Origin of the sequence: Paenibacillus sp. LPE1-1-1.1 (assembly GCF_040676435.1) — a bacterium.
Lineage (GTDB): Bacteria > Bacillota > Bacilli > Paenibacillales > Paenibacillaceae > Pristimantibacillus.
Genome location: NZ_JBEGHY010000001.1, coordinates 984,771 through 1,009,390 on the forward strand (window position 1 = coordinate 984,771; position 24,620 = coordinate 1,009,390).

23 protein-coding genes and 3 pseudogenes are annotated in these 24,620 nt (G+C 48.0%); 11 read left to right on the forward strand and 15 right to left on the reverse strand.

Going from position 1 to position 24,620, the window contains the following annotated elements:
• The first annotated feature begins 13 nt into the window (after positions 1-13).
• On the forward strand, positions 14-1,498 hold the full coding sequence (locus MRBLPE1_RS04505; RefSeq protein ID WP_364144488.1) for a DHA2 family efflux MFS transporter permease subunit: 1,485 nt from the start codon (positions 14-16) through the stop codon (positions 1,496-1,498).
• An 88-nt stretch (positions 1,499-1,586) separates the two neighbouring features.
• Here the strand turns inward: MRBLPE1_RS04505 and MRBLPE1_RS04510 are convergent, their stop codons facing one another.
• Positions 1,587-2,348 (reverse strand): SDR family oxidoreductase, encoded by a 762-nt coding sequence (locus MRBLPE1_RS04510; protein ID WP_364144490.1) that lies wholly within the window; start codon positions 2,346-2,348, stop codon positions 1,587-1,589.
• Between the two features lie 171 nt (positions 2,349-2,519).
• Between MRBLPE1_RS04510 and MRBLPE1_RS04515 the strand changes: the two genes are divergently transcribed.
• Positions 2,520-3,122 carry a TetR/AcrR family transcriptional regulator gene (locus MRBLPE1_RS04515; RefSeq protein ID WP_364142082.1) on the forward strand — a complete coding sequence of 201 codons (603 nt, stop codon included), beginning with the start codon at positions 2,520-2,522 and terminating at the stop codon, positions 3,120-3,122.
• Between the two features lie 77 nt (positions 3,123-3,199).
• Here MRBLPE1_RS04515 and MRBLPE1_RS04520 read toward each other — a convergent pair whose 3' ends face one another.
• Positions 3,200-4,081, reverse strand: a complete 882-nt coding sequence (locus MRBLPE1_RS04520) for a TetR/AcrR family transcriptional regulator (RefSeq protein WP_364142084.1) — start codon at positions 4,079-4,081, stop codon at positions 3,200-3,202.
• A 164-nt stretch (positions 4,082-4,245) separates the two neighbouring features.
• Between MRBLPE1_RS04520 and MRBLPE1_RS04525 the strand changes: the two genes are divergently transcribed.
• The 5 genes and pseudogenes from MRBLPE1_RS04525 (at position 4,246) to MRBLPE1_RS04545 (ending at position 6,497) form a co-directional block, all read left to right on the forward strand.
• On the forward strand, positions 4,246-5,064 hold the full coding sequence (locus tag MRBLPE1_RS04525; RefSeq protein WP_364142087.1) for a discoidin domain-containing protein: 819 nt from the start codon (positions 4,246-4,248) through the stop codon (positions 5,062-5,064).
• Positions 5,033-5,683 (forward strand): discoidin domain-containing protein, encoded by a 651-nt coding sequence (locus MRBLPE1_RS04530; RefSeq protein ID WP_364144492.1) that lies wholly within the window; start codon positions 5,033-5,035, stop codon positions 5,681-5,683. The genes MRBLPE1_RS04525 and MRBLPE1_RS04530 overlap by 32 nt, the downstream gene beginning before the upstream one ends.
• A gap of 71 nt (positions 5,684-5,754) precedes the next feature.
• Positions 5,755-6,051 carry a transposase gene (locus tag MRBLPE1_RS04535; protein ID WP_364142089.1) on the forward strand — a complete coding sequence of 99 codons (297 nt, stop codon included), beginning with the start codon at positions 5,755-5,757 and terminating at the stop codon, positions 6,049-6,051.
• Positions 6,052-6,233: 182 nt separating this feature from the next.
• Positions 6,234-6,287 (forward strand): annotated as a pseudogene (locus tag MRBLPE1_RS04540) (hypothetical protein); the annotation flags it as partial.
• Complete coding sequence (locus tag MRBLPE1_RS04545; RefSeq protein WP_364144495.1) at positions 6,279-6,497, forward strand: IS3 family transposase; 219 nt, start codon at positions 6,279-6,281, stop codon at positions 6,495-6,497. The pseudogene MRBLPE1_RS04540 and the gene MRBLPE1_RS04545, both read left to right, overlap by 9 nt.
• Positions 6,498-6,574: 77 nt before the next feature.
• On the opposite strand, the gene MRBLPE1_RS04550 is transcribed toward MRBLPE1_RS04545, so the two are convergent.
• A complete protein-coding gene (locus MRBLPE1_RS04550; RefSeq protein ID WP_364142092.1) occupies positions 6,575-6,934 on the reverse strand; it encodes a winged helix-turn-helix transcriptional regulator in 360 nt (119 codons plus the stop codon).
• A gap of 154 nt (positions 6,935-7,088) precedes the next feature.
• On the opposite strand from MRBLPE1_RS04550, the gene MRBLPE1_RS04555 reads away from it, so the two are divergent.
• A complete protein-coding gene (locus MRBLPE1_RS04555) occupies positions 7,089-7,820 on the forward strand; it encodes an NADPH-dependent F420 reductase (protein ID WP_364142094.1) in 732 nt (243 codons plus the stop codon).
• Positions 7,821-8,035: 215 nt separating this feature from the next.
• Here the strand turns inward: MRBLPE1_RS04555 and MRBLPE1_RS04560 are convergent, their stop codons facing one another.
• The 4 genes and pseudogenes from MRBLPE1_RS04560 to MRBLPE1_RS04575 form a co-directional block, all read right to left on the reverse strand.
• A complete protein-coding gene (locus MRBLPE1_RS04560) occupies positions 8,036-8,860 on the reverse strand; it encodes a sugar phosphate isomerase/epimerase family protein (RefSeq protein ID WP_364142097.1) in 825 nt (274 codons plus the stop codon).
• A gap of 16 nt (positions 8,861-8,876) precedes the next feature.
• Complete coding sequence (locus MRBLPE1_RS04565) at positions 8,877-9,461, reverse strand: Gfo/Idh/MocA family oxidoreductase (RefSeq protein WP_364144497.1); 585 nt, start codon at positions 9,459-9,461, stop codon at positions 8,877-8,879.
• 90 nt (positions 9,462-9,551) lie between these two features.
• A pseudogene (locus tag MRBLPE1_RS04570) lies at positions 9,552-9,856 on the reverse strand (Gfo/Idh/MocA family oxidoreductase); the annotation flags it as partial.
• Positions 9,857-9,991: a hypothetical protein gene (locus MRBLPE1_RS04575; protein ID WP_364142100.1), complete on the reverse strand. Its 135-nt coding sequence runs from the start codon at positions 9,989-9,991 to the stop codon at positions 9,857-9,859.
• 56 nt (positions 9,992-10,047) lie between these two features.
• Between MRBLPE1_RS04575 and MRBLPE1_RS04580 the strand changes: the two are divergent.
• Together MRBLPE1_RS04580 and MRBLPE1_RS04585 are read left to right on the forward strand one after the other, a co-directional pair.
• Positions 10,048-10,401 (forward strand): annotated as a pseudogene (locus MRBLPE1_RS04580) (AraC family ligand binding domain-containing protein); the annotation flags it as partial.
• A gap of 55 nt (positions 10,402-10,456) precedes the next feature.
• Positions 10,457-10,759: a helix-turn-helix domain-containing protein gene (locus MRBLPE1_RS04585; RefSeq protein WP_364142103.1), complete on the forward strand. Its 303-nt coding sequence runs from the start codon at positions 10,457-10,459 to the stop codon at positions 10,757-10,759.
• Positions 10,760-10,970: 211 nt separating this feature from the next.
• Here the strand turns inward: MRBLPE1_RS04585 and MRBLPE1_RS04590 are convergent, their stop codons facing one another.
• The 5 genes from MRBLPE1_RS04590 to MRBLPE1_RS04610 form a co-directional block, all read right to left on the reverse strand.
• Positions 10,971-11,537, reverse strand: a complete 567-nt coding sequence (locus MRBLPE1_RS04590) for a hypothetical protein (protein WP_364142106.1) — start codon at positions 11,535-11,537, stop codon at positions 10,971-10,973.
• Positions 11,530-11,928: a hypothetical protein gene (locus MRBLPE1_RS04595; RefSeq protein ID WP_364142109.1), complete on the reverse strand. Its 399-nt coding sequence runs from the start codon at positions 11,926-11,928 to the stop codon at positions 11,530-11,532. The genes MRBLPE1_RS04590 and MRBLPE1_RS04595 overlap by 8 nt, the downstream gene beginning before the upstream one ends.
• Complete coding sequence (locus tag MRBLPE1_RS04600) at positions 11,925-13,838, reverse strand: Ig-like domain-containing protein (protein WP_364142111.1); 1,914 nt, start codon at positions 13,836-13,838, stop codon at positions 11,925-11,927. Before MRBLPE1_RS04600 ends, MRBLPE1_RS04595 begins: the two co-directional genes overlap by 4 nt.
• 245 nt (positions 13,839-14,083) lie before the next feature.
• Positions 14,084-15,328: an NAD(P)/FAD-dependent oxidoreductase gene (locus tag MRBLPE1_RS04605; protein ID WP_364142114.1), complete on the reverse strand. Its 1,245-nt coding sequence runs from the start codon at positions 15,326-15,328 to the stop codon at positions 14,084-14,086.
• Between the two features lie 87 nt (positions 15,329-15,415).
• Positions 15,416-18,073 carry a LuxR C-terminal-related transcriptional regulator gene (locus tag MRBLPE1_RS04610; protein WP_364142117.1) on the reverse strand — a complete coding sequence of 886 codons (2,658 nt, stop codon included), beginning with the start codon at positions 18,071-18,073 and terminating at the stop codon, positions 15,416-15,418.
• 124 nt (positions 18,074-18,197) lie between these two features.
• On the opposite strand from MRBLPE1_RS04610, the gene MRBLPE1_RS04615 reads away from it, so the two are divergent.
• Complete coding sequence (locus tag MRBLPE1_RS04615; RefSeq protein ID WP_364142119.1) at positions 18,198-18,350, forward strand: hypothetical protein; 153 nt, start codon at positions 18,198-18,200, stop codon at positions 18,348-18,350.
• A gap of 152 nt (positions 18,351-18,502) precedes the next feature.
• On the opposite strand, the gene MRBLPE1_RS04620 is transcribed toward MRBLPE1_RS04615, so the two are convergent.
• The 3 genes from MRBLPE1_RS04620 to MRBLPE1_RS04630 form a co-directional block, all read right to left on the reverse strand.
• Positions 18,503-19,486, reverse strand: coding sequence for a LacI family DNA-binding transcriptional regulator (locus tag MRBLPE1_RS04620; RefSeq protein WP_364142122.1), 984 nt, complete (start codon positions 19,484-19,486; stop codon positions 18,503-18,505).
• Positions 19,487-19,564: 78 nt separating this feature from the next.
• The gene (locus tag MRBLPE1_RS04625) at positions 19,565-22,957 is read right to left on the reverse strand and encodes a GH36-type glycosyl hydrolase domain-containing protein (protein WP_364142125.1); all 3,393 of its coding nucleotides are present in this window, start codon (positions 22,955-22,957) and stop codon (positions 19,565-19,567) included.
• Positions 22,958-23,499: 542 nt separating this feature from the next.
• Positions 23,500-24,618 (reverse strand): glycoside hydrolase family 5 protein, encoded by a 1,119-nt coding sequence (locus MRBLPE1_RS04630; protein ID WP_364142127.1) that lies wholly within the window; start codon positions 24,616-24,618, stop codon positions 23,500-23,502.
• Positions 24,619-24,620: the final 2 nt, after the last annotated feature.

The following is a 24,620-nucleotide window of genomic DNA, read 5'->3' on the forward strand; positions in this document are numbered from 1 at the left end:
GTTGAGTAAAAGTATGGCAATAAACAGCAGCTCGATAAAAAAGGGACCAATCTTATTCATTATGATTTTGGGTGCCTTTCTTGCGACATTGAATCAAACCGTCATGAGCGTTGCTGTCCCGGAACTAATGATTGATTTTAACATTTCGGCTGCAACGGCCCAGTGGCTGACTACGGGTTATATGTTGGTTAACGGGGTTTTGATCCCGATCACGGCCTATTTGATGCAGCGATTTACCACGCGTGAGCTTTTTCAAACTTCCATGTTTATTTTTCTTGCAGGAACGATCGTTTCCGCGCTTGCATCGAGCTTTCCCGTCCTGCTGACCGGACGTTTGATTCAGGCTGCCGGCGCCGGTATTATTATGCCGCTGCTCATGCATGTTATTCTAACGCTCTTTCCCCCCAACAAAAGGGGAGCAGCCATGGGTATGGTCGGGTTCGCCATTATTTTCGCCCCGGCGATCGGGCCAACGCTTGCCGGTTACATCCTAGAAAATTATCCTTGGGAAACGATGTTTTACGGCATGATTCCGTTAGTCGTCCTTGTTATTATCTGCGGATTTATTTATTTGAAGAATGTGTCGGAGCGAATCCATGCAAAAATTGACATGCTGAGTGTCGTTCTTTCCACCGTCGGTTTCGGCGCTATGATGTACGGCTTCAGCCGGGCCGGCAGCGAGGGGTGGTCGAACGCGGAGGTACTCGTTTCGCTTATTGCCGGGATCCTTTCTCTCGTCCTGTTCACGTGGCGGCAGCTGGTTTCCGTAAATCCGCTGCTTGATCTCCGTGCTTTCAAATACAGCATGTTTTCTTTAACCACTATTATCAATATCGCGGTTACTATCGTAATGTATGCGGATATGATGCTGCTTCCTCTTTATCTGCAGAATGCGCGAGGCTTTACAGCCTTGGAGTCCGGCTTATTGATGTTCCCCGGCTCGCTCCTGATGGGCGTTATGATGCCGATCACAGGACGGCTGTTCGATCGGTTCGGCGCAAAATGGCTTTCCATCATCGGAATGGCGATTACGATTGTCACCACGTTTGGCTTTATTAACTTGACGGACACGACCAGTTATACCTATCTGGTCCTCATGTCCACGGGCCGCCGCTTCGGCATGGCCATGCTCCTAATGCCTATCACCACGGCAGGTTTAAATCAATTACCGGCCAGACTTAATGCGCATGGTACGGCTATCTCCAATACCATTAAACAAGTTGCCGGCGCCGTAGGCACATCCTTGCTCGTGACCGTGATGACGAATCGTACTACAACTCATCTTAAGGACCTTATGACGTCTGGCGCAGCAGAAGGCGCAACACAAAAACATTTAATTATGGAAGCTTCCATCCAAGGTATAAATGACGCTTATCTCGTTATCGTTGGGATTGGCATCGTCGGTTTGCTGCTTTCCTTCTTTATCAAACGGACAGAACAAACTTCCCCGGAAGAATCCAAAGCGAAGATGAAATTGGCCATCGCCAAAGAAGCCTAAAAAAAGACGACTTCCCTTATCCTAAAAGGGGAGTCGTCTTTTCTTTGTATTCAACGCTGATTTGATTTCTTTAATTAGCAGGACGGTTTTAGTAAGACGTCCATCCGGCATCCGCGACAATCGTCGTGCCGTTGACAAAGCTCGATTCATTGGAGGCCAAGAACAATGCAACCTTTGCGATTTCTTCGGACTCGCCCAAACGCGGGTTAATCCCCATTCCGCTCGACGCGCGTTCCACGCCGAATGGATTCGGCTCTGTAATGGATGCGCTGATATTCGTTTTCACGGCGCCCGGCGCAATGGCGTTGCATCGAATACCGAGTTTCGCATATTGAAAGCCGACATTTTTCGTGAATCCGATCACGGCATGCTTCGATGCCGTATATGCGGCGCCTGCACGGGATCCGAATAGTCCTCCATTCGACGCAATATTTACGATGACGCCTTCCTTCTTTTCCGTGAAGATTGGAAGCACCTTGCGTGTAGTCCGCATAGGACCTGTCGTATTGACGGCAAAAACCTTTTCCCAAAGCTCGTCCGTGAGGTCCCCTGCCGGAACAAAATTATCCATAATTCCCGCATTGTTTACTAAGATATCCACCGTGCCGAATTCGTTGACGCAGCTATCGATCAGCCGCTGAACATCCTCTTCCACGGCAACATTGGCAGCAACCGCAATGGCACGGCCTCCTTTTGCTTCGATTCCCTGAACAACTTTATTGGCGTTCTCAAGATTGAGGTCTGAAATGATTACCTTTGCTCCTTCTTCAGCAAATAGCTCTGCGATCGCCTTCCCCATACCCGATGCTGCCCCTGTTACAACCGCTACTTTCCCGAAAAGTTTCATCAGTCATGCCTCCATTTTTTGTGTTAAAATAAACACATGTTTAGTAACAAACATCTGTTAGGTTTACTATAAAGTTGAAAGAAAAAGTTATCAATCATTAAAAAGCGTTCAATTGATCACTAAACAACAAACAGGAATGAAAATGTAAATCAGGTATATAGGAGGATGATTGAGATGCATAAACCCGTCTCTGCTGCGGACCCCAGAGTCATTCGAAGCAAAACGGCCTTAAGAGAAGCACTGCTTCAGCTTATGGCCCAGAAGTCGTTTACCTCCATATCGATAACCGATATTGTCAAACATGCGAATTATAACAGAGGGACATTCTATGCCAATTATGCGAACAAAGAGGAACTCCTGGGCGATATGATTACCGAATTGATCAAGGATTTGCTTCAATCCTTCCGCGCGCCTTATGAAAAAGCAACTGTTTTTTTCCCGCACGAGCTGCATGCAAATTCGATCATGATTTTTGATCACATCGCCCAGCACTCCAACATCTATGGCGTTCTGGCAAAAAGCGATGCACTCCCTATTCTCAGAGAAAAAATGTTTATTTCCTTGAAACAAATATTAATGGAAGAGATCGTTTATGAAGATACCGATGTGGATCAAGAGCTTCTTGTCATCTATTCTCTGCACGCGCTGCTTGGGCTGATCTTTCACTGGATCGATAGCGGGTTTGTCCATTCTCCTTCTTATATGCAAGAGCAGCTTGTTAAAATTTTAAACCATTGCCCGACAAGCACTAAGATGTCCATTAAGACGAGACCATAAAAAAAAGCGGTCTCCCCTATATGGGAAGACCGCTCTGTTTAACCGTATCCAGCTCCTGCGCGTCTTCATTCTTCCCTCTACTTATCCTTTATTTGCTCCAAATGCCACCAGCAATCTTTGGCAATCCTTCTTGCCTCTAAATGGAATCCGTTTGATTCCATTTGTTTTTGAAACGCCCTCAATACTACTTCTAGCATTGCTGCATTCAACTCGTCTTCTTTCAATAAAGAAAGCAGTCCTTTTGTTATTTCCTTAGTTTGTGTCGGTTCTTTGGATTTCTGGACGGTACGATTAAACTCCTGCAGTTCATCAATGAGCGTTTTTTTATCCAAAATCTTCATATTCTCATTGGAGCCAATAAGCGATAAGGTATGAAAATCTATAATATGCTCATGCCTCTCCTGCATCGTTTTCAGCAATACTTCGACATAGTTCAAAACCTTCGGTACAACTTCCTTCCATACGGGCTGACTTTCATGAAAGTTCCTCCGCGTATTCGCGATTTGATGCAGCATCCCGTAACATAGAATCGCTCCTTCGTAAGCATAAGGACGTATCTCTTCCCCGTACAACTGAATCAGGCGTTCAGATAACCATTTCAGCTGTCTCCTGGTTAGGTTGGCCGTATCAAATTCACCAGAATATAGCCCTGTCCAAAATAACTCCATCAGACGTTGTTTTTCCGGAAAAGTCATAGGTACTGCGATTTGATCCACCAGCAAATCAAAATCAGAAGCATAGTCATTGTTTTCAAGGTCTTTCCGAATGATAAGATCCTCTTGCAGCTGCTGTTCTAATATCGCGACAATACAGTCATTTTTAGAATTAAAAAATTTATAATAGGTTCCTTTTGAAACTCCTGACTCATCGAGTATCATTTGGATCGTAGTATTCGCGTAACCCTGCTCTGTCATTAGAGTGAGTGCCGTATCTAACAATAATTGTCTCCGGTTATTCATGAATTTCCCCTCATTTAATTACACTGGATTTTCATTTGATTTTATCATCCTTAGGATTAAGAAAATAGATACTCCTTCCGGTTTGGTCGATTTTTTTGACGGTAACGATTCGCTTGTTATCCTCCTCACCATCTTGCAAATATAAGATAAGAGAACTAAACAAAGTGAGATATAATGCGCGAACCGGCCGATTTATAATGAAATCAACGAATTACCGGGATCCTGCGCAGGATCCGGATTTCTGGGTCGATTCTCAGCTTTCATGGGCCGGCGCGCCGGGCAGCAGTACCTATAAGCTGAATGCCTGGTACTACACGTTCGGCCAATTCTCCCGCTATATCCAAGCCAGCGCGATCCGGATCGACAGCACAGGCGCAATCGGGACCGATGTAATCAACGTCGCCTTTAAGAATCCCGACGGCACCATCGTCGTCATCGTAGTCAACCGCACGCCCGGTCCAAACGGAAGCAATGCAACGGACAGCAATACATCGGCAAAAACACTTAAAATCGTGACGCCGGACGGGCAAATCACCGATACGATTCCAGGCGATACAGTTGCCACATACAAATGGTCGTCAACTACCGGCAATTCGCTTTCACGCAGCAGCTGGAGTGCTTCTGCTTCGAATACGAACGGCTCCTATACCGCCGTGCAGGCCATCGACGGCAACCCCAGTACGGTTTGGACGAGCGGCTTAAGTGAAGCAGCGGGCCAAAATTTTACGTTGAACCTTGGATCGTCCCAGACATTCGATCAAGTTAGTTTGAATATGGGGAACCTTGTGAATGATTCTCCGGTCACTTACCAGCTTTTCACCTCCATTGATGGCGTGAACTGGGGCAGCCCCATCGCATCGGGTTCGGGAACGAACAACATGACCAATATTATTTTTGCTTCCCAGACCAAGTCATTTATTCGAATAGCATTAACTGGAGCGCAGCCCATTGGTGGTCCATTGCGCCGATGCATCGGTTTATAACAGCCAGACTGGACTCTTGCCGCGTAACGGCTGGACGGCTACTGCTTCGGCAACTAGCGGAACGAATGCAGCAAGCAACACGCTTGACGGCAATTCCGCAACAAGGTGGACGAATGGTACTGCGCAAACGAGCGGACAATCGTTCCAAATTGACATGGCTGCCGCAAGAACCTTCAACAAAATCTCCATCGATGCAGGACCAAGCAGCGGAGATCAGCCCCGGGGATACAGTATTTACGTATCTAACGATGGCGTCAATTGGGGAAGCCCCATCTCCACGGGTACGGGTATCGGCCAGGATGTTCAGGTATTTGTCCCGACTCAGACGGCCCGGTACATGAAGGTCATACAGACAGGCTCAGCTTCTAACTGGTGGTCCATTGCCGAGTTCCGTGTCTACAACGCAGCGCCCTCGCTGTTGAACCGTTCAGGCTGGAGCACAACCGGCTCCGCATCCGGAAGCGGAACGACAGCTAGCAACACGCTGGACGGTAGTCTCTCTACCCGCTGGGCGAATGGCTCCTCACAGGCTAACGGACAATGGTTCCAAGTCGATATGGGCAAAATCAATTCCATTTCCGGCGTTACATTAAATGCGGCTTCGGCGCAGGCTCGCTGAAGTGCACCCCTTATAGTAGACATTGGATAAACCCATATGGGAAACCGATGATACTTTAGGGGTGTATTTTTATGAGAAAAAGAGAGCAAACGAATAAATTGTATTCAAATGAAGTTAGGAAAGAAGCCGTACGTTTACACGAGGAGGATAAATGGACGTACAAGCAGATTACAGAAAAGTATGGAATACAAGATAAAGATAGAGTTCGTAAATGGGTGTATAAATTCAGGAAACAAGGCGAATACGGATTATTGGATAACAGAGGCCGCCGAGAAGAGTATATAGATAAGGATCGTTACAACCAACAACTTCAACGGGAGAATACGGTACTAAAAAAGTGCTTAGAAATCTGGAAACGGGAGGTGTGAAAGGCAAGTATGCAATTATCGAGGAGTTATCTGATCTTTACCCAGTGACTCTGCTATGTGAATTACTTGATGTATGGAGGAGCGCATACTATCGATATCTTAAGCGTAAGCAAGCAGACCCTGATGGCGTAATCAAGCAGCGGATAAAGACGATTTATCTACAGCGTTAGCGAACGTACGGCTATAGGAGAATCCAAGGTGAGTTAGAACGTCAGTACAATGAAACGGTGAATCATAAGAAAGTATTACATTGTATAGACAACGCCGCAATGGAGAGTTTTTTCTCGCATCTGAAAACGGAAGCACTCTACCCCTATGATATTAGTTCAATTAGCGAGGCTCAACAACGAATTGAGGAGTTCATTCGATTTTACAATAATGAACGAATACAAATTAAATTAAAAAAACAGACGCCAATTGAGTATCGACTACAATTTACAGCATGAGTATTAGACATAAATCAAATGTTAGACTGGACTTCACTAAGCTAATGGGCAGATTAATTTAAGATATCCAATTTGTGTTAATCTATTTTATCCCCAAACTTCTTCCCGAATTCTTCCATTAAATCAATAATAGGAATTAATTCCTCTCCTTTTAATGTTAATGAATATTCTACACGCGGAGGAACCTCTGGATAAATTTTGCGACTAATTAAGCCATCCGCTTCTAATTCTCGAAGTTGTTTGGTTAGGGATCCTTGTGAAAGTCCCCCTAAACGAGTCTTAATTTCATTATATCGATGCGGGTTAAACTTTAAAAACCAAAGTATTAGATACTTCCAACGTCCCGAAAGTATGTTTTGAGTGTAGGCGATGCCATATACTTCTCTATGATCTTTCTTACATTCTTCACTAAATTCATCTTCATTTATTCTAGACACCTTAATCAACTCATTTCTGCTGTTAGGTACGAAAAAGTGTACTATGTCAATTTTAATTGCCTTCTTCAAATTTCCGAGCAACGTATATATATTAGTACATGTACACAGATTACTCAATCAGGGGACCCTAAAATAGGATATTGGAGGAATGGAAATGAGATTTGGAATTATAGGTGCAGGACCAATTGGGTCTAATATTGCGAAAAAATTGGTTGATAATGGACATGATGTCAAGATTGCAGATGCTCGTGGGATTGAACGCTTGGAAGGGAAAAATCTTACAGGAACACCTGTGATCGTAGAAGATGTAATTAAAAATATTGATGTTCTTATAACATCGATCCCTTTCCACGCATTACCAAGCATTCGCAACATTACAGATAAAGTTGGGAAGGAAGTAGTCGTTGTAGACACTTCAAATTATTATCCTCAAATAAGCGGTAAAATCGAAGAAATTGAGAACGGGATGGTTGAAAGTGTTTGGGTATCCAAACATTTAGGTAGACCTATCATTAAAGCTTTCAACAATTTCTTAGCCTATACGTTAGAACATCATGGAACTCCCGAAGGGACTTATGGACGCATTGCCATAGCGATTGCTGGTGATGACCTATCCCATAAACAAATAATTATAGGTGTCGCAAACGATCTAGGCTTCGACGCTGTAGATAGTGGTTCTTTAAGCGATTCGTGGAGACAACAGCCAGGAACCCCTGCGTACTGCACCGAACTTACAAAAGAGCAATTAACCATAGCCTTAACTAAAGCGAATAAAGAAAAAGCGCCATTTCTGCGCGATAAGGTGATGGAAAAGCTGGTAGCTTCAGGTGGTACATTTTCCATTCATGATGTTGTTAAAGCAAATAGAGAAGTATTTAATTCATAAATTACAAATCCATGTACCTTCAAATAACTGGGATCGATAGTTCAATCATAGAAGCGGCGGACCAGAATTTGGTCTGCCGCTTTGTCATTAAACAGTTCAGTTCATAGGGCTTTTTTCATTGTCTACAATATTGGGTCTTGACCTCGCCGATTGGAGGGGTTCTTTTTTGATGTTCAAGCGTTACTTAAAATAATTTTCTAATGTTAGGTTAGCAATTATACGCTGTATGCTGATTTCATTTTCTTCAAGCCATACGCTGCTACTTCTAATGCATCTCGTTGTCCATAGTTCTCTTGGAAGAGCTCCAAGGACAAGAAGCCTCTGTAACCTGCGTCATATAAAAGTTTTGCGAGTCTGGCTGAGGGCGCTATGCCTTCCCCCGGAAACACTCTTTCCCTATCTTGAATGACATCAGAGGACGGACTCTCAGGATAGTCGTTCACATGGAATATTCCAATATGGGATCCGTTGATCTCTTTCAATAATTCAAAATCGCTTCCGCCAGTATACATATGGAAAGGATCCAGTAAAATCTTCGAATCTTTAAGTCCGCTTTTGGCCAAAATCTGATAGGTCTCGGAAAGGGTTGAAAGTTTCTTTGCCCTGCCCCAAAATTCCAAGTAAGGTTCAACTCCGATTTTATGGCCCATTTCGGAAAGCTTGGAGAAGTAATACGCAAATTGATCAAGCGTTACGTCTTCCACATTGCCGAATGGAGGAGCGGCGACGGCCTCGCAGCCAAGCTCCGCAAGAAGGAGCATCTCTTCTTCGGCTTGCATCAAGCCCTGAGCCCGGGTATCATCGTCCGAATCCGCCCATTTAAAAAAGGCGATGGCATTTACAAGCCGAATGCCGGATTCATTCATTTTCGAACGCAGTTGCGCCGTGGTTCCCCCTTTTTTTATGTAGGATTGAATATCGCCTACCCATAACTCAATGCCCTCGTAACCCGCCTCGGCTGCCACCTGAATTTGCTGTTCAACATCCAATTGAAATGGGAATAAAGTAGAGGCGTTTAATGCCGTTTTGAATGGAAACATATTCATCTCCCTCTCGCTAATGTGTAACGGGTATCGATCTGCCTTTTTTATGGCTCTTTAACGCCAATTCCATTAACCAAACCGCCGTTCTTGCTTCTTCCTGTTTTACCTCGAGCTCCTCATTACCGGCAATATGTTCATATACATTCCGATAGAAATCCGCATAATTGCCAGGTAGAGTCTCCATTCTGCCTTCGATATGAAGCCCGCCTATGGAAGCGTTCAGCTTCCCCCAGAATACCTTTGCTTCTTTTCCCCAATCCCGTACGGAATCAGGAGTGCCGCCAGCAATCAGTGCCGGCTCCTGAGGGTCGCTCCCATATTTGATGAATGAACCTTTCGAGCCGTGCAGCTTATACCTGGGACCCGGTTCCCGCACAAAACGGGAAGATTTGAGAATGACCTTGAGATGATCATTATACCGCAATATGACATCGAAATAATCGGCAGCAAGCCCGTTCTCCCGCTGAATCTGGACATCTGCTTCAATACTATTCGGAATCCCGAATAAACATAAGGCCTGATCGATGAAATGAATGCCAAGGTCATAAAAAACACCTGTTCCCGGCGCTGAGATTTCTCGCCAGTTCCCAGGTTTCATTACGGGATCAAAACCATCCCACCGCCTATTATGAAATACGCTAAGCATCTTCCGTTTTTTTCTCGCTAATGCAATATGTTCATCTGCTTCCCCAGCAGTCACTGTAAAAGGCTTCTCGACCACAACATGTTTACCTGCAAGGAGGGCGTCCCGCGCAAATGTGAAATGATCCGTACTCGGGGTAGCTACGACGACTAGATCAATTTCATTGTCGTTAATAGTTCATTGACATCATCAACAACTTCAACCCAAGGATATCGCTCCTTGGATTGCTTGCTTTTGCGTTCCACGACCTTTGTTAACCATAAATTCGGAACGCAAGAGATAACCGGCGCATGAAAGGTCCGGCCTGCATAACCGTATCCGATCAGACCGACACGAATTTCATTTGCCAATTAAATGACCCCCATCGAATTTAGATTATGATAGCTTGTCGCAATACAATCAAACGGCGATCTTCGGCATTCGTCCTGTTCTACGATTAACCACTTCGTTCCGGACTCACCCGCAGCATGAATGATCTCTTTCATCGGGAGAATCGCTTCCCCGACCTCGGCAAAAAAACGATCCTCGCCAGGGAAGCGGTGCCCATCATATTGGGGACAACGTTCTTCAAGTCGTGCGCGGCGATATCTTTCTCATTCCCATCGGCGTCTCCCATGTTTATCGGCCGACATCCACTGCAAAGGATCGCAGCTTGGTTGTCTACAATTGCATTATTAAGCTCGAGGCGTTGACACAGCTGCTGCACGCCTTTCCAGGCGGGATTGATCTGCTTTCGATTTTAACGCATAAGCAAATTCGCCGTTATTTGGACCGTAACGGAGAATTCCACAGGCTGTTCCAGCAGGTTTTGGAAGAATACTCGACGAATCGAATGGGACGGGAAGCTGCGTTGTACCGGCATTGTCAATCTTCTTGTCTATTTGTGCAGATGTGAAGCAAGCTCATCTTCGGCTCCGGCCGTAAGCCCTATCCCTGGTAAGGACGAGGCGATGCAGCTCCTTCATACCGCTTATAATAGAACGATTAAGACCCATGAGCTTGCTGTCCTGACAGGTGTCGGGGAGCGACAATTTCTTAGGCTCTTCACCAAGCATACCGGCATGAACGTGACCGATTATCTTCAAAATATCCGAGTGGATCGAGCATGCGATTTGCTTCAAAGCTCTAATCGAAAGGTAAGCGATATCGCCGCATCCGTGGGATACCACAATGTCGCATTTTTTAATGAGCTTTTCAAAAAAAAGACCGGCGTATCGCCCCGTGAGTTCCGGCATCGCAACCGATTACTATAGTTTTTGAACGATCCCTCAGCAGACGTTATGGACACAAAATCATGAGGTGGCAGTGTTACCTATTTTCAAGCTAAACTCTCCGGTCAATACGGATTTAGGGAAAGAATAAAAAAAAGCCACGTTACGATAACGTGGCCATTGAGTCTGCGATAAAACTTATACTGACGATATTCCTGATGACTTGTCATCTCTTTGCCTTATTCCCAGCACACTACTTCTTAACTGAGGCGTGGATATGCTTGTTGTCCTCAAAGAACACCCAATCGAATCCGGCCTCAACCGCGAGCTGCCCAAGCCTCCCAAGCTTGCCTCCATCCAAGTCGCTGATGTTGATGTCGACTCCACGGCCCTCATAATGCGTGCTGGTCTCACTATGCTCATTGTTTTCATCCCAGCATTCCGTCACCCGGAGCTTCTTCCCAGGCCACTCCATCTTAACCAGTGCAGCGAGCTCGTTCAGTTTCTCCTCCATGCGGGGAGTCATCATCTTATCCGCCTCTGCAGCTTCTTCGTCCTTAAACACAATATCCGCATTCGTGTTCTTTACAAGAGCGGAAAACTCCGGCGTGCCCCGTACTACCTTAGCTGTAATGGCGCCCACTGCATCCGACTCGCTTTTATCCGGAACTTTGTCATGAAGCTTTAATACAGGCTTGGCTGGTTGTGCAGCAGGAACGCTAGCTGCCGAAGTGCCCGTCACCTTGTCACTATTGGCCAAAGGCGAAGTTGCAGCTACACTGCTGCTCTTTCCCAATGCTTTTGGGACAAGATTACTCATCGGATTTAACCTCTGCAGTTTCTTCCTCGCTTACCGGCGGGTAGAACAGCTTCGCATAAATAGCCGCAGCCGCACTGTCACGATTATTCAAGATTTGCTGTGCATGGTCTTCCCGCTGCTGGCGCTCCCGCAACAGATCGTTTTCCAGTTTTTTGGCGCGAATGGTTTCTTTTTGCAAGTTCTCCGAATATTCGTCAAGCGCATTCCCTTGCCCAAGCAGCGCCTCCACAATCATTCCTTCCGTGCGAAGCACATGTTTATTCGCCGCTGTTATGATGCCCGCCACCTTGATTTCCGTCCCTGATGCTTCATCCTTATAGGTTGACGTATAGTCCTTTTTCACGCGCAAATAGTTGGAATAGGGGATATCTTTTCCTTCCGTATCCTTCATGACGATATCCTCAACAAAGGTATGATGCCGATCCTTATAATCGAACACATTAACCAACTGATGCAGAATGGACTTACGGACAACCGCCCGTTATTAGGTACAATTGTGTCGTTCAGCAGCGCGTCAAGCTGAGGCAGCGTCACTTCACGATAGGCCGGCACTTCCTTTCCATTAACCATATCTACGCTGAAAAATCCAATTCGGATATCAGTCAGATGAAGGAGCGTAATAAACTCCTGATTCATTTGGCGGAACACGAAGTTAAGTGTCCGCCCGACATTGATATTCTCAATCTCTCTAACGATAGCCGTTTCTTCTGAGGAAGATGTCTTTGTCTCATAGCTTGTGTTAACCTGCATGTCACGGTTGGATGATGCTTTCGCCACATGCTTCTGAACGGCATTCGACATATTTTTCGCAAATTCCTCCCTTGCGCCATTCGTGCCTCCGCTTACTTCTCCGTTGATAGAAGCGCTTCCGAAGCCCCAACTCGCCTTGGCCTCTGCACTCACCTTGTATTTGAAGCTTTCTTCGTAACCTTTTCTATTGGATTGTTCGTTAGCCATCGATTTCTCCAGATCAATCGCGCTCTCATCCGTAAAAGAATCCACTACACTGGAGGCACTCTTGGATGTTGTCTCGCTCTGGGTGTAGCTTCGCACACTAATCTTGGACTTTTCCCCTGGCAGAAGCGAGAACGTTTTTAGCGTCCGGCCAGCTCCATAATTACCAAGATAAGAAGAGAGCTGGTACTGCTCAACAATAATAAGGCGCTTCAGCCTCGAGATGACTTCCGGAATGATGACGACCTTTACGGCCACCGTTGTTGCTGCCGTATTGCCGGCCTTATCCGTTGTCATAGCATGAACCGTCTGAAGTCCGGGTTCCTTGACTAATAGAAACCCATTCCACTCTGACCAGTCTCCCGGCGCCTTAGGTTGAACTTCGATCCAAACAGGGCTTAAGCCCAAGGAAAGCTCGACCTTCCGAATTCCATTCTCGTCTTGTGCGGTTCCGGTAACCTCGATCATTGCACCTTGGAGCTCGCTGCCTGTTATTTCGGTATTGCCAAGAGGCTTGGAAATCGTGATTTTGGGAGCTATCGTATCCACGCTGAACGTCAAGCTGTGATTATTCGTATTGTTATTGCCGTCGGTAGCTTTGGCAACGAGCGTATGTGAGCCGGCAGCGAGCGTAATGGTCTTGGACCAATTCGCCCATCCATTGCCTGCCTCAGTTAGCATAGGCGCTCCACCATCGACGGATAACTCCACTTTGGTGAGCAGCTTATTATCCGATGCCGTTCCTTCTACCTTTATCGAGACGGTGCTTCCAGTACCGGGGAGTATTTGGCCGGCTGCAGGAGATAAAATCTGAACAGCAGGCAATTGTGTGTCCGGCTGCGGTGCGAGGGCCACATTCACATTAATCTGCCGCAAGCTTGTGGTTCCCCCGCTATGTGTCGCCCTGGCTGCGAGCTTGAGCGCTCCTGCAGTAGTCACTACGACGTTCGCAAGCGTCCAGGTTCCGCCGGTTAAAGCAGCCGTCTGGAAGGCCCCGTTCCCAACCTGCACCTCAACTTTCTTTATTGATCCGCCGCCGGAGGATACGACAGCCGTGCCCGTGATATTAAAGGACGCACCGGCAAAAGGACCATTGATCGTAGCGCCCGCAGCCGGCGATGTGATTTCCACCGACAAGTCGATTGGAATGGGTTCCGGGTCTGGATCCGGGTCCGGATCTTCGATTGGTCTCATCGCAACGATAGGCTCGCCGCCCGCAAGCGGACGAAGACCGGAAGTGCTGGATACGAAAGGATCTTCCTTATTCACCTCGTTATCAATAAAGTTATAGATTAAGTTTCCGGATAAGGAACGATAAAGGTTAAGCTTCTTGCCTTGCAGCTCCATCCGTTCGACTTCCGCCGCATCAATTCCGATCGTTTTAAAGTCATCTTGCGAATACGCACCGGTTTGATCAAGTGCAGGCTCAACAGCAAACGATGCCGCCCCAGCGTTGCTGGGCTTGAAATAGCTCTCTGAAAACTACAAATCAATAAAGTTTCTGCCGCTATACGTAGTCCCTTCGGGAACATTGTAGCTTAATATAGGCGCCTCGCCTCCCGGCTGAAGCTTAATCATCGGTTCTTTGGACATTAGATTTCCTCCTGAATAATTGAATGAGATAGCACACCGATCACCCTCCCCAGCTCCCCAGGCTCGTTCGCATGATTATACATGCCGAGAAAGGCGCTCGTTGCCTGCGGATGAGCGGCAATGAGGCGGTTGACCATTATTTGCTCCGGTGTATACGGCACATTGCGAGTCATCTCGCAGGCTAATCCAAACAGAGGCTGAAACTTGTTCATCAGCTCGCTTTCATAGTGCGCCGCCATCTTCTCCCACTGGAAGTTCTCTAATCCATGCCGGCCAACTACCTCCTTCAGCAGCCTGGCGCTGTACATGGCATCATGCATACCCTGCCCGATCGCAGGATCCTTGAAAGACAGTGCATCACCAATCAAGGCCCACCCTTTGCCCATTGCTTCATGCCAATCGTTGTCATAGCCCTGCAGACCGCGAATCGGACCAGCCGCTTCCGCTTCCTGAAGCCTCAAAGCGAAGGATGTTTCTCCGAAGCCGGATTGAATGGCTTCCCGAAAGCCCTTCTCCGCGTTCGCCTTCATTCGGCTCGTCAAGGCCGTGTTAGCGAGCGGAAACATGAGTCCGACAACATGAAGATGATCACTGGTCGGGAACACGATCGCGATAAATTCCCCGAGCTTATAAAACTCCGAACAAGGCTCATGTTCTTGGCAAAAACCTTTGAAGTAACCCACATAAGAGGCAAAGTCGGTGGGCATAGACGTCAGGCATTTGCTTCCAGCCAATGAGCGTATCGTTGAGTGTCTGCCATCCGCTCCAACAACAAGCTTGGCTGTATATTGCACGGCTTCACCGCCGGATTGTACCCCCTCGACTCCCGAAACAACCTCATTTTCGCGCAGTAGACCGGTCACCCGAAAATGCTGCAGAGCATGGACTTGTTCCAGCGAACAGGCGTGTTCGAATAAAATGCGGTCCAGATGGGTCCGGCGAATGCACAGGCATTCGGATTCGCCATTCACCTCTGGAAATATCCCTTCAATGATCGCATCCTCCAACTGTACATAGGCCCGCTTATAAGTAGGTGTTCCCAAGGCGAGCAGCCTATCCAATACGCCCATCTCTCTCAACATCGCCAGCGAATTATTGAATAAATTATGGGTGGACAGCACGTCACTTGGAAAATGTCCTTTATCGACGAGCAGCACCTCATAACCGGCTCGCCCCAACTCATAGGCAAGCGTTGCGCCTGCTATTCGAGCGCCGACAATGATGACATCGTAATCCGTTTTCACCGTTAATTCTCCTCCTCTCTTTCGTTATGCCCCCATCTTACCTCCGTATGAGGCCGGGCAGCGTCTATCGAAAGATATAGAAGCAGGTTATAACTTTCCTAGCAGCCCGCTGTTCTCCGCAATTCGAATAGCCTGTACCCGGCCCTGCGCCTGCAGCTTGCTATACACCCGGTGGAGATGAAGCTTCACGGTTCCTTCCGTCAGGACAAGCTCGGCTGCAATGGCTTTATTCGATAACCCTTGCGCCATAAGGATCAATACCTCCCTTTCTCTTGCAGTCAGGACATCCATGGAGCCTCTGGAGGACAATGCAACTGCCTGGGCATCCCCCACAACGGTATTTTCCGAATGATGACCCAACATTTGGATAAAGCCCCGCTCTTGTTCGGACCACACCGAGGTGTGGGAAGAAGCCGCCTCGTACTTGACCAGACGCTCCATAACAGCAGGTCCCGCATCCAGGAATGGCCGGATACATCCATGCTGGCAGCCAACCCGTACCGCTGAAAGCAGCATGCATCCGCTCTCTATAGAATTATTCCTGTTCGCATAGATCTCGCTAAGCAGAAGAAGCGCCTGGAGCTCGCTTAATCGATTCCCTCGCGTCTCTGTGATAGTCAATGCATCAAGCGCTCTCTCGCAGGCCTCTTCCCACTCTCCTATCCCCATTAAGATCTGGATATAAACGAAATCTTCATCGTTAGGGAACAAGGCACTCCTAGAGATTGTCCGTTCCGCAGCCATCCGTTTGTGCTCATCCGCCCATTCGCGCGCAGTCAGCGGATTCCCTAATTGAAGCTGACGCAGTACCGTGCTTGCCGCAAGCTTGCTGTACCAGGCTGACGTTTGCTGATGATGGTTCCGCAAATGCCTCATCGCCTCCTCCATGACATCTAGCGATGCGTGATTTCGCCGTTCCGCGATTAGAATATTCGATAATAGGAGTACTGATGGAACGTAAGAACCGATCGTACCGAATTTCCTTCCTAACCGGAGTCCTTCTTCCGCATAGCTTCGCGCGAGAGGCAGCTTGTTGCGCAAATAACAAACCTCTCCCATTGCGGTCTGCTGGTAGGAAGTATAGGCACTCTCATGCAAACCGTTCTTCTCGATAAATTCACCGTATGCGCGGTGGTAGCTACCGGCATAATCAATCCGGCCGTTAAAGCCGAAGTTCCCGCGAATAAACGGAACTGTTCCCTCATTTAGCTCAAGTCCTAGGCTTAGCAGCAGCGGTGTCTCAGGATCAGGCAAATCCTCCCTCTCACCGTACTCTTGAATAAGCGCAAGCGCATGATCGAAGTTTCCGCTCATGACGGAATGAAAGTTCTCAATAATCCGGACTTCTTCCCGCATACGGAAGAATCCCGAGGCCTGCGGCTCGGCTTTCATACTCTCAAGTGCGGTATTCAGCTTTCGGAGCAACGCCTCGGCCAGTTCTGTCTGTCCATCCATCAGATCTATCCAGAGCAAGAGCAGCAGATTGCCTGGTTCGTTCGCGGTATGCGTAGACAATCGCTCGAGCCAGCGGCGAAGCATCACCGTCTCTCTAACCTTCAACCAGATATGGGCATGCTGCTGCATCCATGTTGCCGCCCTGTGCTCATCTCCAGCGAATAGCGCATGATCAATGGCTTCCTCCAGGAAGCCGTGGCGTTCGTACCATGCAGCCGCTCGGTTATGCAACAAGGCGATCCCTGCTTGTTCTTCGTCCTGGAGCTTGACGCGCAGAAAATCCGCAAACAGGTGATGATACCGATACCACTCTCGTTCATCATCAAGCGGAATCAAAAACAATCCCCGGCGCACGAGTTCTTGAATTCTATATCCTGCATCGGGCTCATTCATAACCGCGCTGCACAAAGAAGGGCATAATCGATCAAGAATCGAGGTCTGGAGTACGAAGCGCTTGGTTTCTTCAGCTATATGATTGAATACCTCTTCCATTAAATAGTCAGCCACATGCCGATTGCGTCCGGTTAGCGGCTTGATAACGCCGCCAAATTGTCCGGCAGAATAGGATAGCGCCGATAACTGCAGCATAGCAGCCCATCCTTCCGTATTGCGAACGAGATGACGAAGGGTCATGCCATCCGGAGGCGCTCCGGTCTGTTTGTGCCAATAAGAATCAATTTCCGAATCCGTGAAACGCAGATCGGACAAGCTGAGTTCATTCAACCTTCCATTGGCCCGCAAGGCGCCTAACGGAATCGGGATTTCATGCCGGCTGATTAGCGTAAGGTGAACGGTCGAAGGCAATTTGCCCAGCCAGTCATAGAGCGCTTCGTGTATAGATTCCGTTGCAATCACATGATAATCATCAAGGACAAGCATCAAGGACTCGCCTTGACGCGATAATTCGATCAAGGTATGCAGCAGCTGTGCCGATAGCCTCTCGGCGGATTCGAACCCGCCAAGGCCGGATTCCCCAAGATTTACATGGAGCGCTTGCTCGACCGAGCCTCGCAAATAACGCCAAAATCGCAGGGGATGGTTTTCCCTGGCATCAAGGGACACCCAGCCGCTCTTCAGCCCGGCTTGCCGAATCCAACTGCTCACAAGCGTCGACTTGCCGAATCCGGGGGGCGCGACAACCGTTGTGAGACGAGCGTCCAGTGAACGTTCAAGCAGTTGATTCAGCCTGCTCCTCGTTATGTGAGATGGGGTACTATCGGGCAAATAGAGCTTCGTTTTCAGCAGCCCTTCCACCTGATGAGGATCTGCCGCTTTATTGTCATCCGTCATATTCGTTCACCTTTTCTCATTTTTTCCCATTTTATGATGTATTCACGAATAAGCTATCCGATTCCTCCCTCTTAAACAGTTGATTCACACAAAATTTCCATTCACGGGAGTCGATTCGGATTTCATGGAGCATAAATTTGTTTATGGGGTTAAAGAACGAGAAAAAGCCGGGCGACAATCAGGAGTAGTTCCTGAATATCACTCGGCCTTGGCTGTTACTCTATTTAATGTGCTGCTGAAGGCACTAACGCTTCGCTTTAGACCTGAAAATCCTTGATTGTTCAATGGTTTTCACGAAGCACCTACCGCAGGATTTTAGGTCCTGTTTTGAAAAGCGAAACTCGGACATTAAATATGGATGTTGCGATTAGTCAAAAAAATTCCCTATCCTATGGATAGAGAATCTCTTCGTTTATTTCCTGTTTTGGTTTATTTCGCCATACTGACTGAATTACCTTTGATTAGCGTAACATATATCCGTTCATTTTCCACCGAATCGCCGCTTATAAGCTTGATCAGCTGCTCGGCAGCAAGCGCGCCCCATTTGCGCTTCGAATAATCAATCGTGGATAGGCGCGGCTGCGTATACGAAGCCAGCTCCATATTATCAAACCCAACGATATGAATTTGTTCCCCGATCCGAATGTTTGGATGGTTCCCCGCCAAATAATTAAACATGCCGATCGCCATCTCATCGTTGAAGCAAAACACGGAGGCGGAGACCAAATCTTCGTTGTTTTCTGCCATGATTCTCGCGGCTGCCCGCTCCCCCGCCGACTTATTGAAGTCGCCTTCGATTACGATTAGCTTAACGCCAGCTGTCCGTTCTACCGCTTGCGTGACTGCCTGCAGCCGCTGCTTCGAATCATACGAGCCGCTAGGTCCCGTTACGACGTAAAGCGTTCGGTGACCTTGCTCGATAAGATATTCCGCCGCCAGCATAGCTCCCGCCTTGTTGTCTAGCAGCACCTGATTGATATTCGGATGCAAAAGCTCCCGATCCAGCACAACGAGCTTATGACCGCGGTCCGCATAGCTCAGCAGCTCTTCGCTGCCGAATGTCTCGTCCAATATAATGGCTCCGTCGATCATCCGCTCAGGCAGCATTCGATGGGACTGCTTACCGCTGCACACAATAAGGTCATAGCCCTTTTGCGTCAAAATCTCCTTCGTTCCTTGCAAGAGATCGCCATAGAACGCGCCGCTGAAGTCCGTAAGAAAGACACCGATAATTTTCGTTTCCCTCGTCTTGAGCGATCTTGCAGCAGCGTTCGGGACATAATTCAATGCCTTGGCGATAGCAAGTATTCTTGCCGTCGTCTCATCTGTCACCTTAGGGCTGCCGTTAAGCGCGTAAGAAACCGTCGAGATCGAGACCCCCGCTTGTTTAGCGATATCCTTAATACTAACCACAGCACTCGCTCCTATCTATCATTGTCCGTTCATTATAGCACAAAGACTGGCGGTTCTTGGATACCGCCAGTCTGCATGTTACATAAAAATTTCTATCCGGTTGGATGCCGTATTCAGGTTTGCTTTCAATTGCTCGCCTGCCAATTGCATACCGCCTGTGCGATAGCGGTTAGCCGACGGTATTAGCGGCATTTCATTGCCGTTAATCGTTACTTTTGTTATCTGCTTTGCATCGCTGATGCGATAGACAAAGGTAACCGGCAGGCCGTTCCACATGAATTCGAATTGCATGCCGTCCAGCTTGGCAGGCAGAATCGGATCGATGACCATCTCGCCCTCGGATTGACGAATGCCGAGTGCATTCGAAATCAATTGGTTCATATAAATGCCGGGGCCGCTTGAATAAATCCGCCAGCCGCCCTTAACCGGCACCGTGCCTTCCCGAAGCTCGCCGAAGCGCTCCTGCGCCTCATAACGGTTATTGAACTTACCGTCGGAGCTGCTGAAATACGAGTTGCTTTGGCGCAGCTCTGCATTTGGCACGACATCGCGCAGTCCGACTGGATTAATCATGAGCAGGCTTTGCCACACTTCATCGGTCTTGCCCAGCTTAGCCATTGCCTCTACATAGCGGATATGAGCATGCACGTATTGCAAACCAACCTCACGGCCGAAGTTCGCTGCCTGCTCCGCTCGCTTGAAGTTCGTGCTTACGCCGCCTGCATACTGCGCAGGGCGATCCATGAGCCGCACGCCATCCGGGCAGTACAGCTGCTCTTTAATAATGCGGTAATGCTCCGCCGCTTGCTCCTCCGTCAGCAGCTCGCTGATCATGCTGCGCGTCATTGGGAGCAGTCGGTATTGAATGCCTGTAGTCGTATCCGTAGGGTGAAGCATCAGCTTCGCATCGCCCGGCTCCTCCATATAGACGAAGCCCGGAATAACTTCTTGCTGAAGCATATATCGGTTGAAATCTTCTTTGATCGCGGATGCCAGCTCCGTAAGCTCAGCTGCCTGCACCGCATCTACGGACTCCATGACTCGTCCAAACTGCGCAATAACCTGATACGTCAGCGCTACGGTCCAGCTGCTGATCATATACTGCTTCAACTGCGCATTTGCCGGTTGAAGCGTATCATCCCAATCGCCGTCGCCATACGAAGACAAATGCGTGTCATGAAGGAAGTGATCCTTCATATAAGCAATTTCCTTCAGCGCATGCTCAAGCAGCGTTGCCGATTCCGCCGTAAATTCACCCTTGTGGCGTACCGTATAAGGAACGCGTTCCTGCAGAATGCTGTAATCCTTCGTCGCAGCGAGATAATCGCCCAGCACCTTCAGCGGCCAGACAATAATATCGCCATGGCTCTCCTCCTGCTGAATGCGGAAGTACCGGTCGAACATGAACCATTGGGGCCAGTTGCCGTCATCCTCGTATTGATGCGAATAAACCGTCTTAAGAATTTCCGCAACCTGCTCGTATTTACGCATCGCCATGAAATATTCCGTCGGCCCTTGGCAGACGTCGCGCGTTCCCCACGCTGCGCCGCCGTATTGTTCCAAGCCATGCGGAACGGAATAATGGACGAGCATATTGTGCGTGTACCACCATGCCAATGCGTTCACTTTGTCCAGCTCAGCCGCAGCTCCAGCAGTTCCTTCCCCGGATAAGCGGAAGCCGTTCATCACATTCTGGAAAAACTCACGGTAGCGCTCGATCTCCTGCCCCGCTTTCCGTTCTGCGAGCGGCAGATTCTCACCGTGCAAGAGTCCTTGCATGGTGATCGTCCACTCTGCGCTCGCGCCAAGCGAAAGAACCACTAACGACGCTGCCCCAGGCTTAACGCCGCTGATAAGCAAACCTTCATCGCCTGCTGTCATGTCCGCTCCGTCAACAGTCATCCGGTATTGCAGATCAGGGAAGACGGAAGTGCTAATCGATTCACGGTCTGCTTGAAACGTAAGCACGCTATCCGTTTGCTCCATATGGAATGGAAGCTCATATTCATTGTTATTCATCGACACTTGGTTCGTAACGAGGAAGCGATAAGCCTTCCCTTTAACCGAACGCAAGTGGAGACGCACTTCAGGCGTATCGACTGTCGTAAAATTCGTGATCATAAGCGTATCGTCTGCCATTTTGTAATACCAACGGGCATAGTTGAACCCCATCTCGAACATCGAAGGCATCGTGAGCAGGCGGTACGTCCCTTCAAGCTCTACATAGATGCGCTGACCCGATGTCTTGAGCGTATTCAAAGCGCTGCGGGCATTTGTAAGCATCTTATGGAAGTTTGTATTGCCTGTCAGCAGCTGCGAGTTGAAAATGCCGTACATATATGAAGTTGTCGTCATTACGTTCTCAGTCATCTTGTCGTTGCCGCCGGACATCAGAATATGACCATGCGGACGCTCAACAAGCAGCTCCTTCTCCTTCAGCACAACATGCTCATGGCTGTCAGTGAAGAAAGAAAGCAGCTTGCCATCCTGCCACTCTTCTTGATGACGGATGGGGAAATAAACGTCAATCTCAGCCAAAGTTATCGATGCCGTACGTACCGGTGAACCGATGGCAGCCGAGAACCCAACTTTTACGACAGGCTCAGAATCAACTGTAAGATCCGTCTCTTTGTTGCGCTCAACCTCTTCCCAAGTGCTCCGTACATCCGCGCCGAATGCCAACGAATCGACAGCAGAAGGATGATTTGCCTTGAACAAGCCGTAAAATACAAAGCGCGCTTCCCCTTTAAGCCGGGTAAGTTCCGATTGCAGCGCTGCATATCCGAATTCGTATTGGTATACTTCATTCGCCAGCTTAGGCTTTCCAAGCGCTTCAGGCACATCCGTTTCCTTATAGCTGAGGCCGAAGAATTGGAACCCGTCCGTCGAATAGCCAGCCGCTCCCGTAAGCGAGCCATGCTGCATATAAGGAAAGGCGCCGCCTTGCATCGGCTGATTCTGACGGAAGCACAGCACGTAGCCTTGTTCCTCGTCTTTAAACGCCTTATGATCGACATACTGCGACATATAAGCCTCGTTAGTCCGTACCGCGCCGATATCGGCGAGTCCGATGTCCTGACCATAAATGATGTCGATCTTCGCATCGCTTCCTTGCGAATCAACCGTTACATCCCAGAACCAGATGCCATGCTTTGTCGCGGTGAAAATAATCCGGTAGGAGATGGCGCTGAACGCGGTCCCCTCCCATAGCAGGCGTCCGCCGGCAGCCGACATGCGGCTCGTTGAACGAATGCCAAGCAGCGGCTCGCAAGCAATGCCTTCTGCGCTATGCATGCGCAAATAAATGTTATTAAGCGAACCGTCAACAGAACTCGACACCACTTGATTCAGCATCGTTCCTTGATGAACGGCTCTCGAAAGATCCCCGCTGTTTAGAAAATCAAACGTCAGGTCCCCCGCTTTTATTTGTACCAAATCCATCGCCTTTAGCGTATCGATTACAGCTTCCATGCTTCCCACTGCCTTTCTGCTTGCTTAGCTATCTATTAACTCATGATTCATGAAATCGAAACGTTTCTATTGATGCCTAATCTGGATTATAAACAATTAAAAATGAGTCGTCAATGACTATTTCAGATAGAAAGAAACATTATTTTTACCAATAATAGACCATTTTCGTTCTAAATAAGGGCTTGAATTTTGTCCATCGAAACGTTTCACAACGTAAAAAGAAATTCTAAATATATGTGGCGAACGTTTTTGTTGCATGAGGTGTGGCAGCAGCATACTGCTCGCATCGTTCGAGGCGGCGGAATAGAGATTGGCTTGTACACCGTTAGCGAATATGATCTGTCCTGACGCCCCGCATTCTGAAGGTACGTTGAACTCCACTTGTACGAATTAATGTAACCAAAATAAAAAACAGATGCCTGCGTACAGGCATCTGTTTGTGTTTTATACTATTCATTACCGCTCGCATATTAATTTACATTACTCTCTACAGAGCCTAAATAGGCGTTCGGCATGTGAAATGGATACCGGAATTCTGCGCATCAATACCGATCAGGCAGCCACCCCTGCTCAATGCTCTTGCCCATATCCCAGCTGTCCCAGCCTTCTGACGATGAATCGCCGACCGTATCCAACAGTAATTTATAGCTCCAGTAAAACCAACCCTGCCCCTTCTCCCAAGCTTGCAGTTGTGCATTAGCAATTTTCATATAAAGGTGCTTCCGCTCTTCTTCGTTCATTTCTTTCAGTCCCTCGGTATTGTTGAAGAGGCACCACTCTCCAACGATGACCGGGAAATAGGCCTGCATCTCGGCAACATCTTTAGCAAAGTTATTATCGATGTAATAGATGTAGGCATCCAAATTGTTCTCACAGCCCATTGCTTCTGCTATCATCAGATACAAATGCGTATCAAGAGCAACATTAACAAACTCCTCTTGTCTCATGAAATCCTTCCACTCATGGAGCCGGAACCCGTCATGGAATACAATAACCTTATCTTCCGGTAAATGCTTCCTCATTCTGTGGTACGCCTCAACATAGAAGGTTCGCAGAAACTCGCTCGGAACCGGACCGGAACCCTCCGCCTCTTCCTTATCGACTGCCGGATAGCGATCGGGTATATTGACAAGATTCCACACTTCTTCGGATATAGGTTCATTGAGGATCTCAATGCCCCATAATCCTTCCCTAGTTCCATAGCGCTGCGCCAGACGCTCCAGCAGTGTCAGCACAAACTCCACTGCCTCCGGATTCTGGCTCCATTTGCACACTCCGCAAATTCCGCCGTTGTCAAAACCATTTTGGCTCCCCGGAACCGTATGCAGGTCGATCAGAATCCGAAGATGGTATTTCTCTGCCCAGTTGAATGCCTTGTCTAGATACTCTACGCAGCCTACAAATGGTTCTACATCTCCGAAGATAAAATAGGGAACGGGAATACGTACAGTGTTTAATCCTTTGCTTGCAATATAAGCAAAGTCACGTTCCGTAATGTAGGCAGCTCTGTGTTGGGTATATCTGTCGACCTTTATATCATGGGGCAAGGTTCTGCATAGCCATGTCTCATCTTCGCATTCCGTTCCGGAGAACATAACGGGATTCATCCATTTTTCCAAAACAAGCCAATTCCCTAGGTTAACACCTTTGATTTGTTTCATTT

Excerpts from the sequence above, each read along its gene's own strand:
- MRBLPE1_RS04535 (WP_364142089.1), top strand. The coding sequence starts at position 5,755 with ATGAGAAAAAGAGAGCAAACGAATAAATTGTATTCAAATGAAGTTAGG.
- MRBLPE1_RS04565 (WP_364144497.1), bottom strand. The coding sequence starts at position 9,461 with ATGAAACCTGGGAACTGGCGAGAAATCTCAGCGCCGGGAACAGGTGTT.
- MRBLPE1_RS04630 (WP_364142127.1), bottom strand. The coding sequence starts at position 24,618 with ATGAAACAAATCAAAGGTGTTAACCTAGGGAATTGGCTTGTTTTGGAA.
- MRBLPE1_RS04560 (WP_364142097.1), bottom strand. The coding sequence starts at position 8,860 with ATGTTTCCATTCAAAACGGCATTAAACGCCTCTACTTTATTCCCATTT.
- MRBLPE1_RS04575 (WP_364142100.1), bottom strand. The coding sequence starts at position 9,991 with ATGAAAGAGATCATTCATGCTGCGGGTGAGTCCGGAACGAAGTGGTTA.
- MRBLPE1_RS04505 (WP_364144488.1), top strand. The coding sequence starts at position 14 with ATGGCAATAAACAGCAGCTCGATAAAAAAGGGACCAATCTTATTCATT.
- MRBLPE1_RS04625 (WP_364142125.1), bottom strand. The coding sequence starts at position 22,957 with ATGGAAGCTGTAATCGATACGCTAAAGGCGATGGATTTGGTACAAATA.
- MRBLPE1_RS04520 (WP_364142084.1), bottom strand. The coding sequence starts at position 4,081 with ATGAATAACCGGAGACAATTATTGTTAGATACGGCACTCACTCTAATG.
- MRBLPE1_RS04610 (WP_364142117.1), bottom strand. The coding sequence starts at position 18,073 with ATGACGGATGACAATAAAGCGGCAGATCCTCATCAGGTGGAAGGGCTG.
- MRBLPE1_RS04615 (WP_364142119.1), top strand. The coding sequence starts at position 18,198 with ATGGAGCATAAATTTGTTTATGGGGTTAAAGAACGAGAAAAAGCCGGG.
- MRBLPE1_RS04600 (WP_364142111.1), bottom strand. The coding sequence starts at position 13,838 with ATGGAGCTGCAAGGCAAGAAGCTTAACCTTTATCGTTCCTTATCCGGA.
- MRBLPE1_RS04595 (WP_364142109.1), bottom strand. The coding sequence starts at position 11,928 with ATGAAGGATACGGAAGGAAAAGATATCCCCTATTCCAACTATTTGCGC.
- MRBLPE1_RS04515 (WP_364142082.1), top strand. The coding sequence starts at position 2,520 with ATGCATAAACCCGTCTCTGCTGCGGACCCCAGAGTCATTCGAAGCAAA.
- MRBLPE1_RS04555 (WP_364142094.1), top strand. The coding sequence starts at position 7,089 with ATGAGATTTGGAATTATAGGTGCAGGACCAATTGGGTCTAATATTGCG.
- MRBLPE1_RS04590 (WP_364142106.1), bottom strand. The coding sequence starts at position 11,537 with ATGAGTAATCTTGTCCCAAAAGCATTGGGAAAGAGCAGCAGTGTAGCT.
- MRBLPE1_RS04585 (WP_364142103.1), top strand. The coding sequence starts at position 10,457 with ATGCAGCTCCTTCATACCGCTTATAATAGAACGATTAAGACCCATGAG.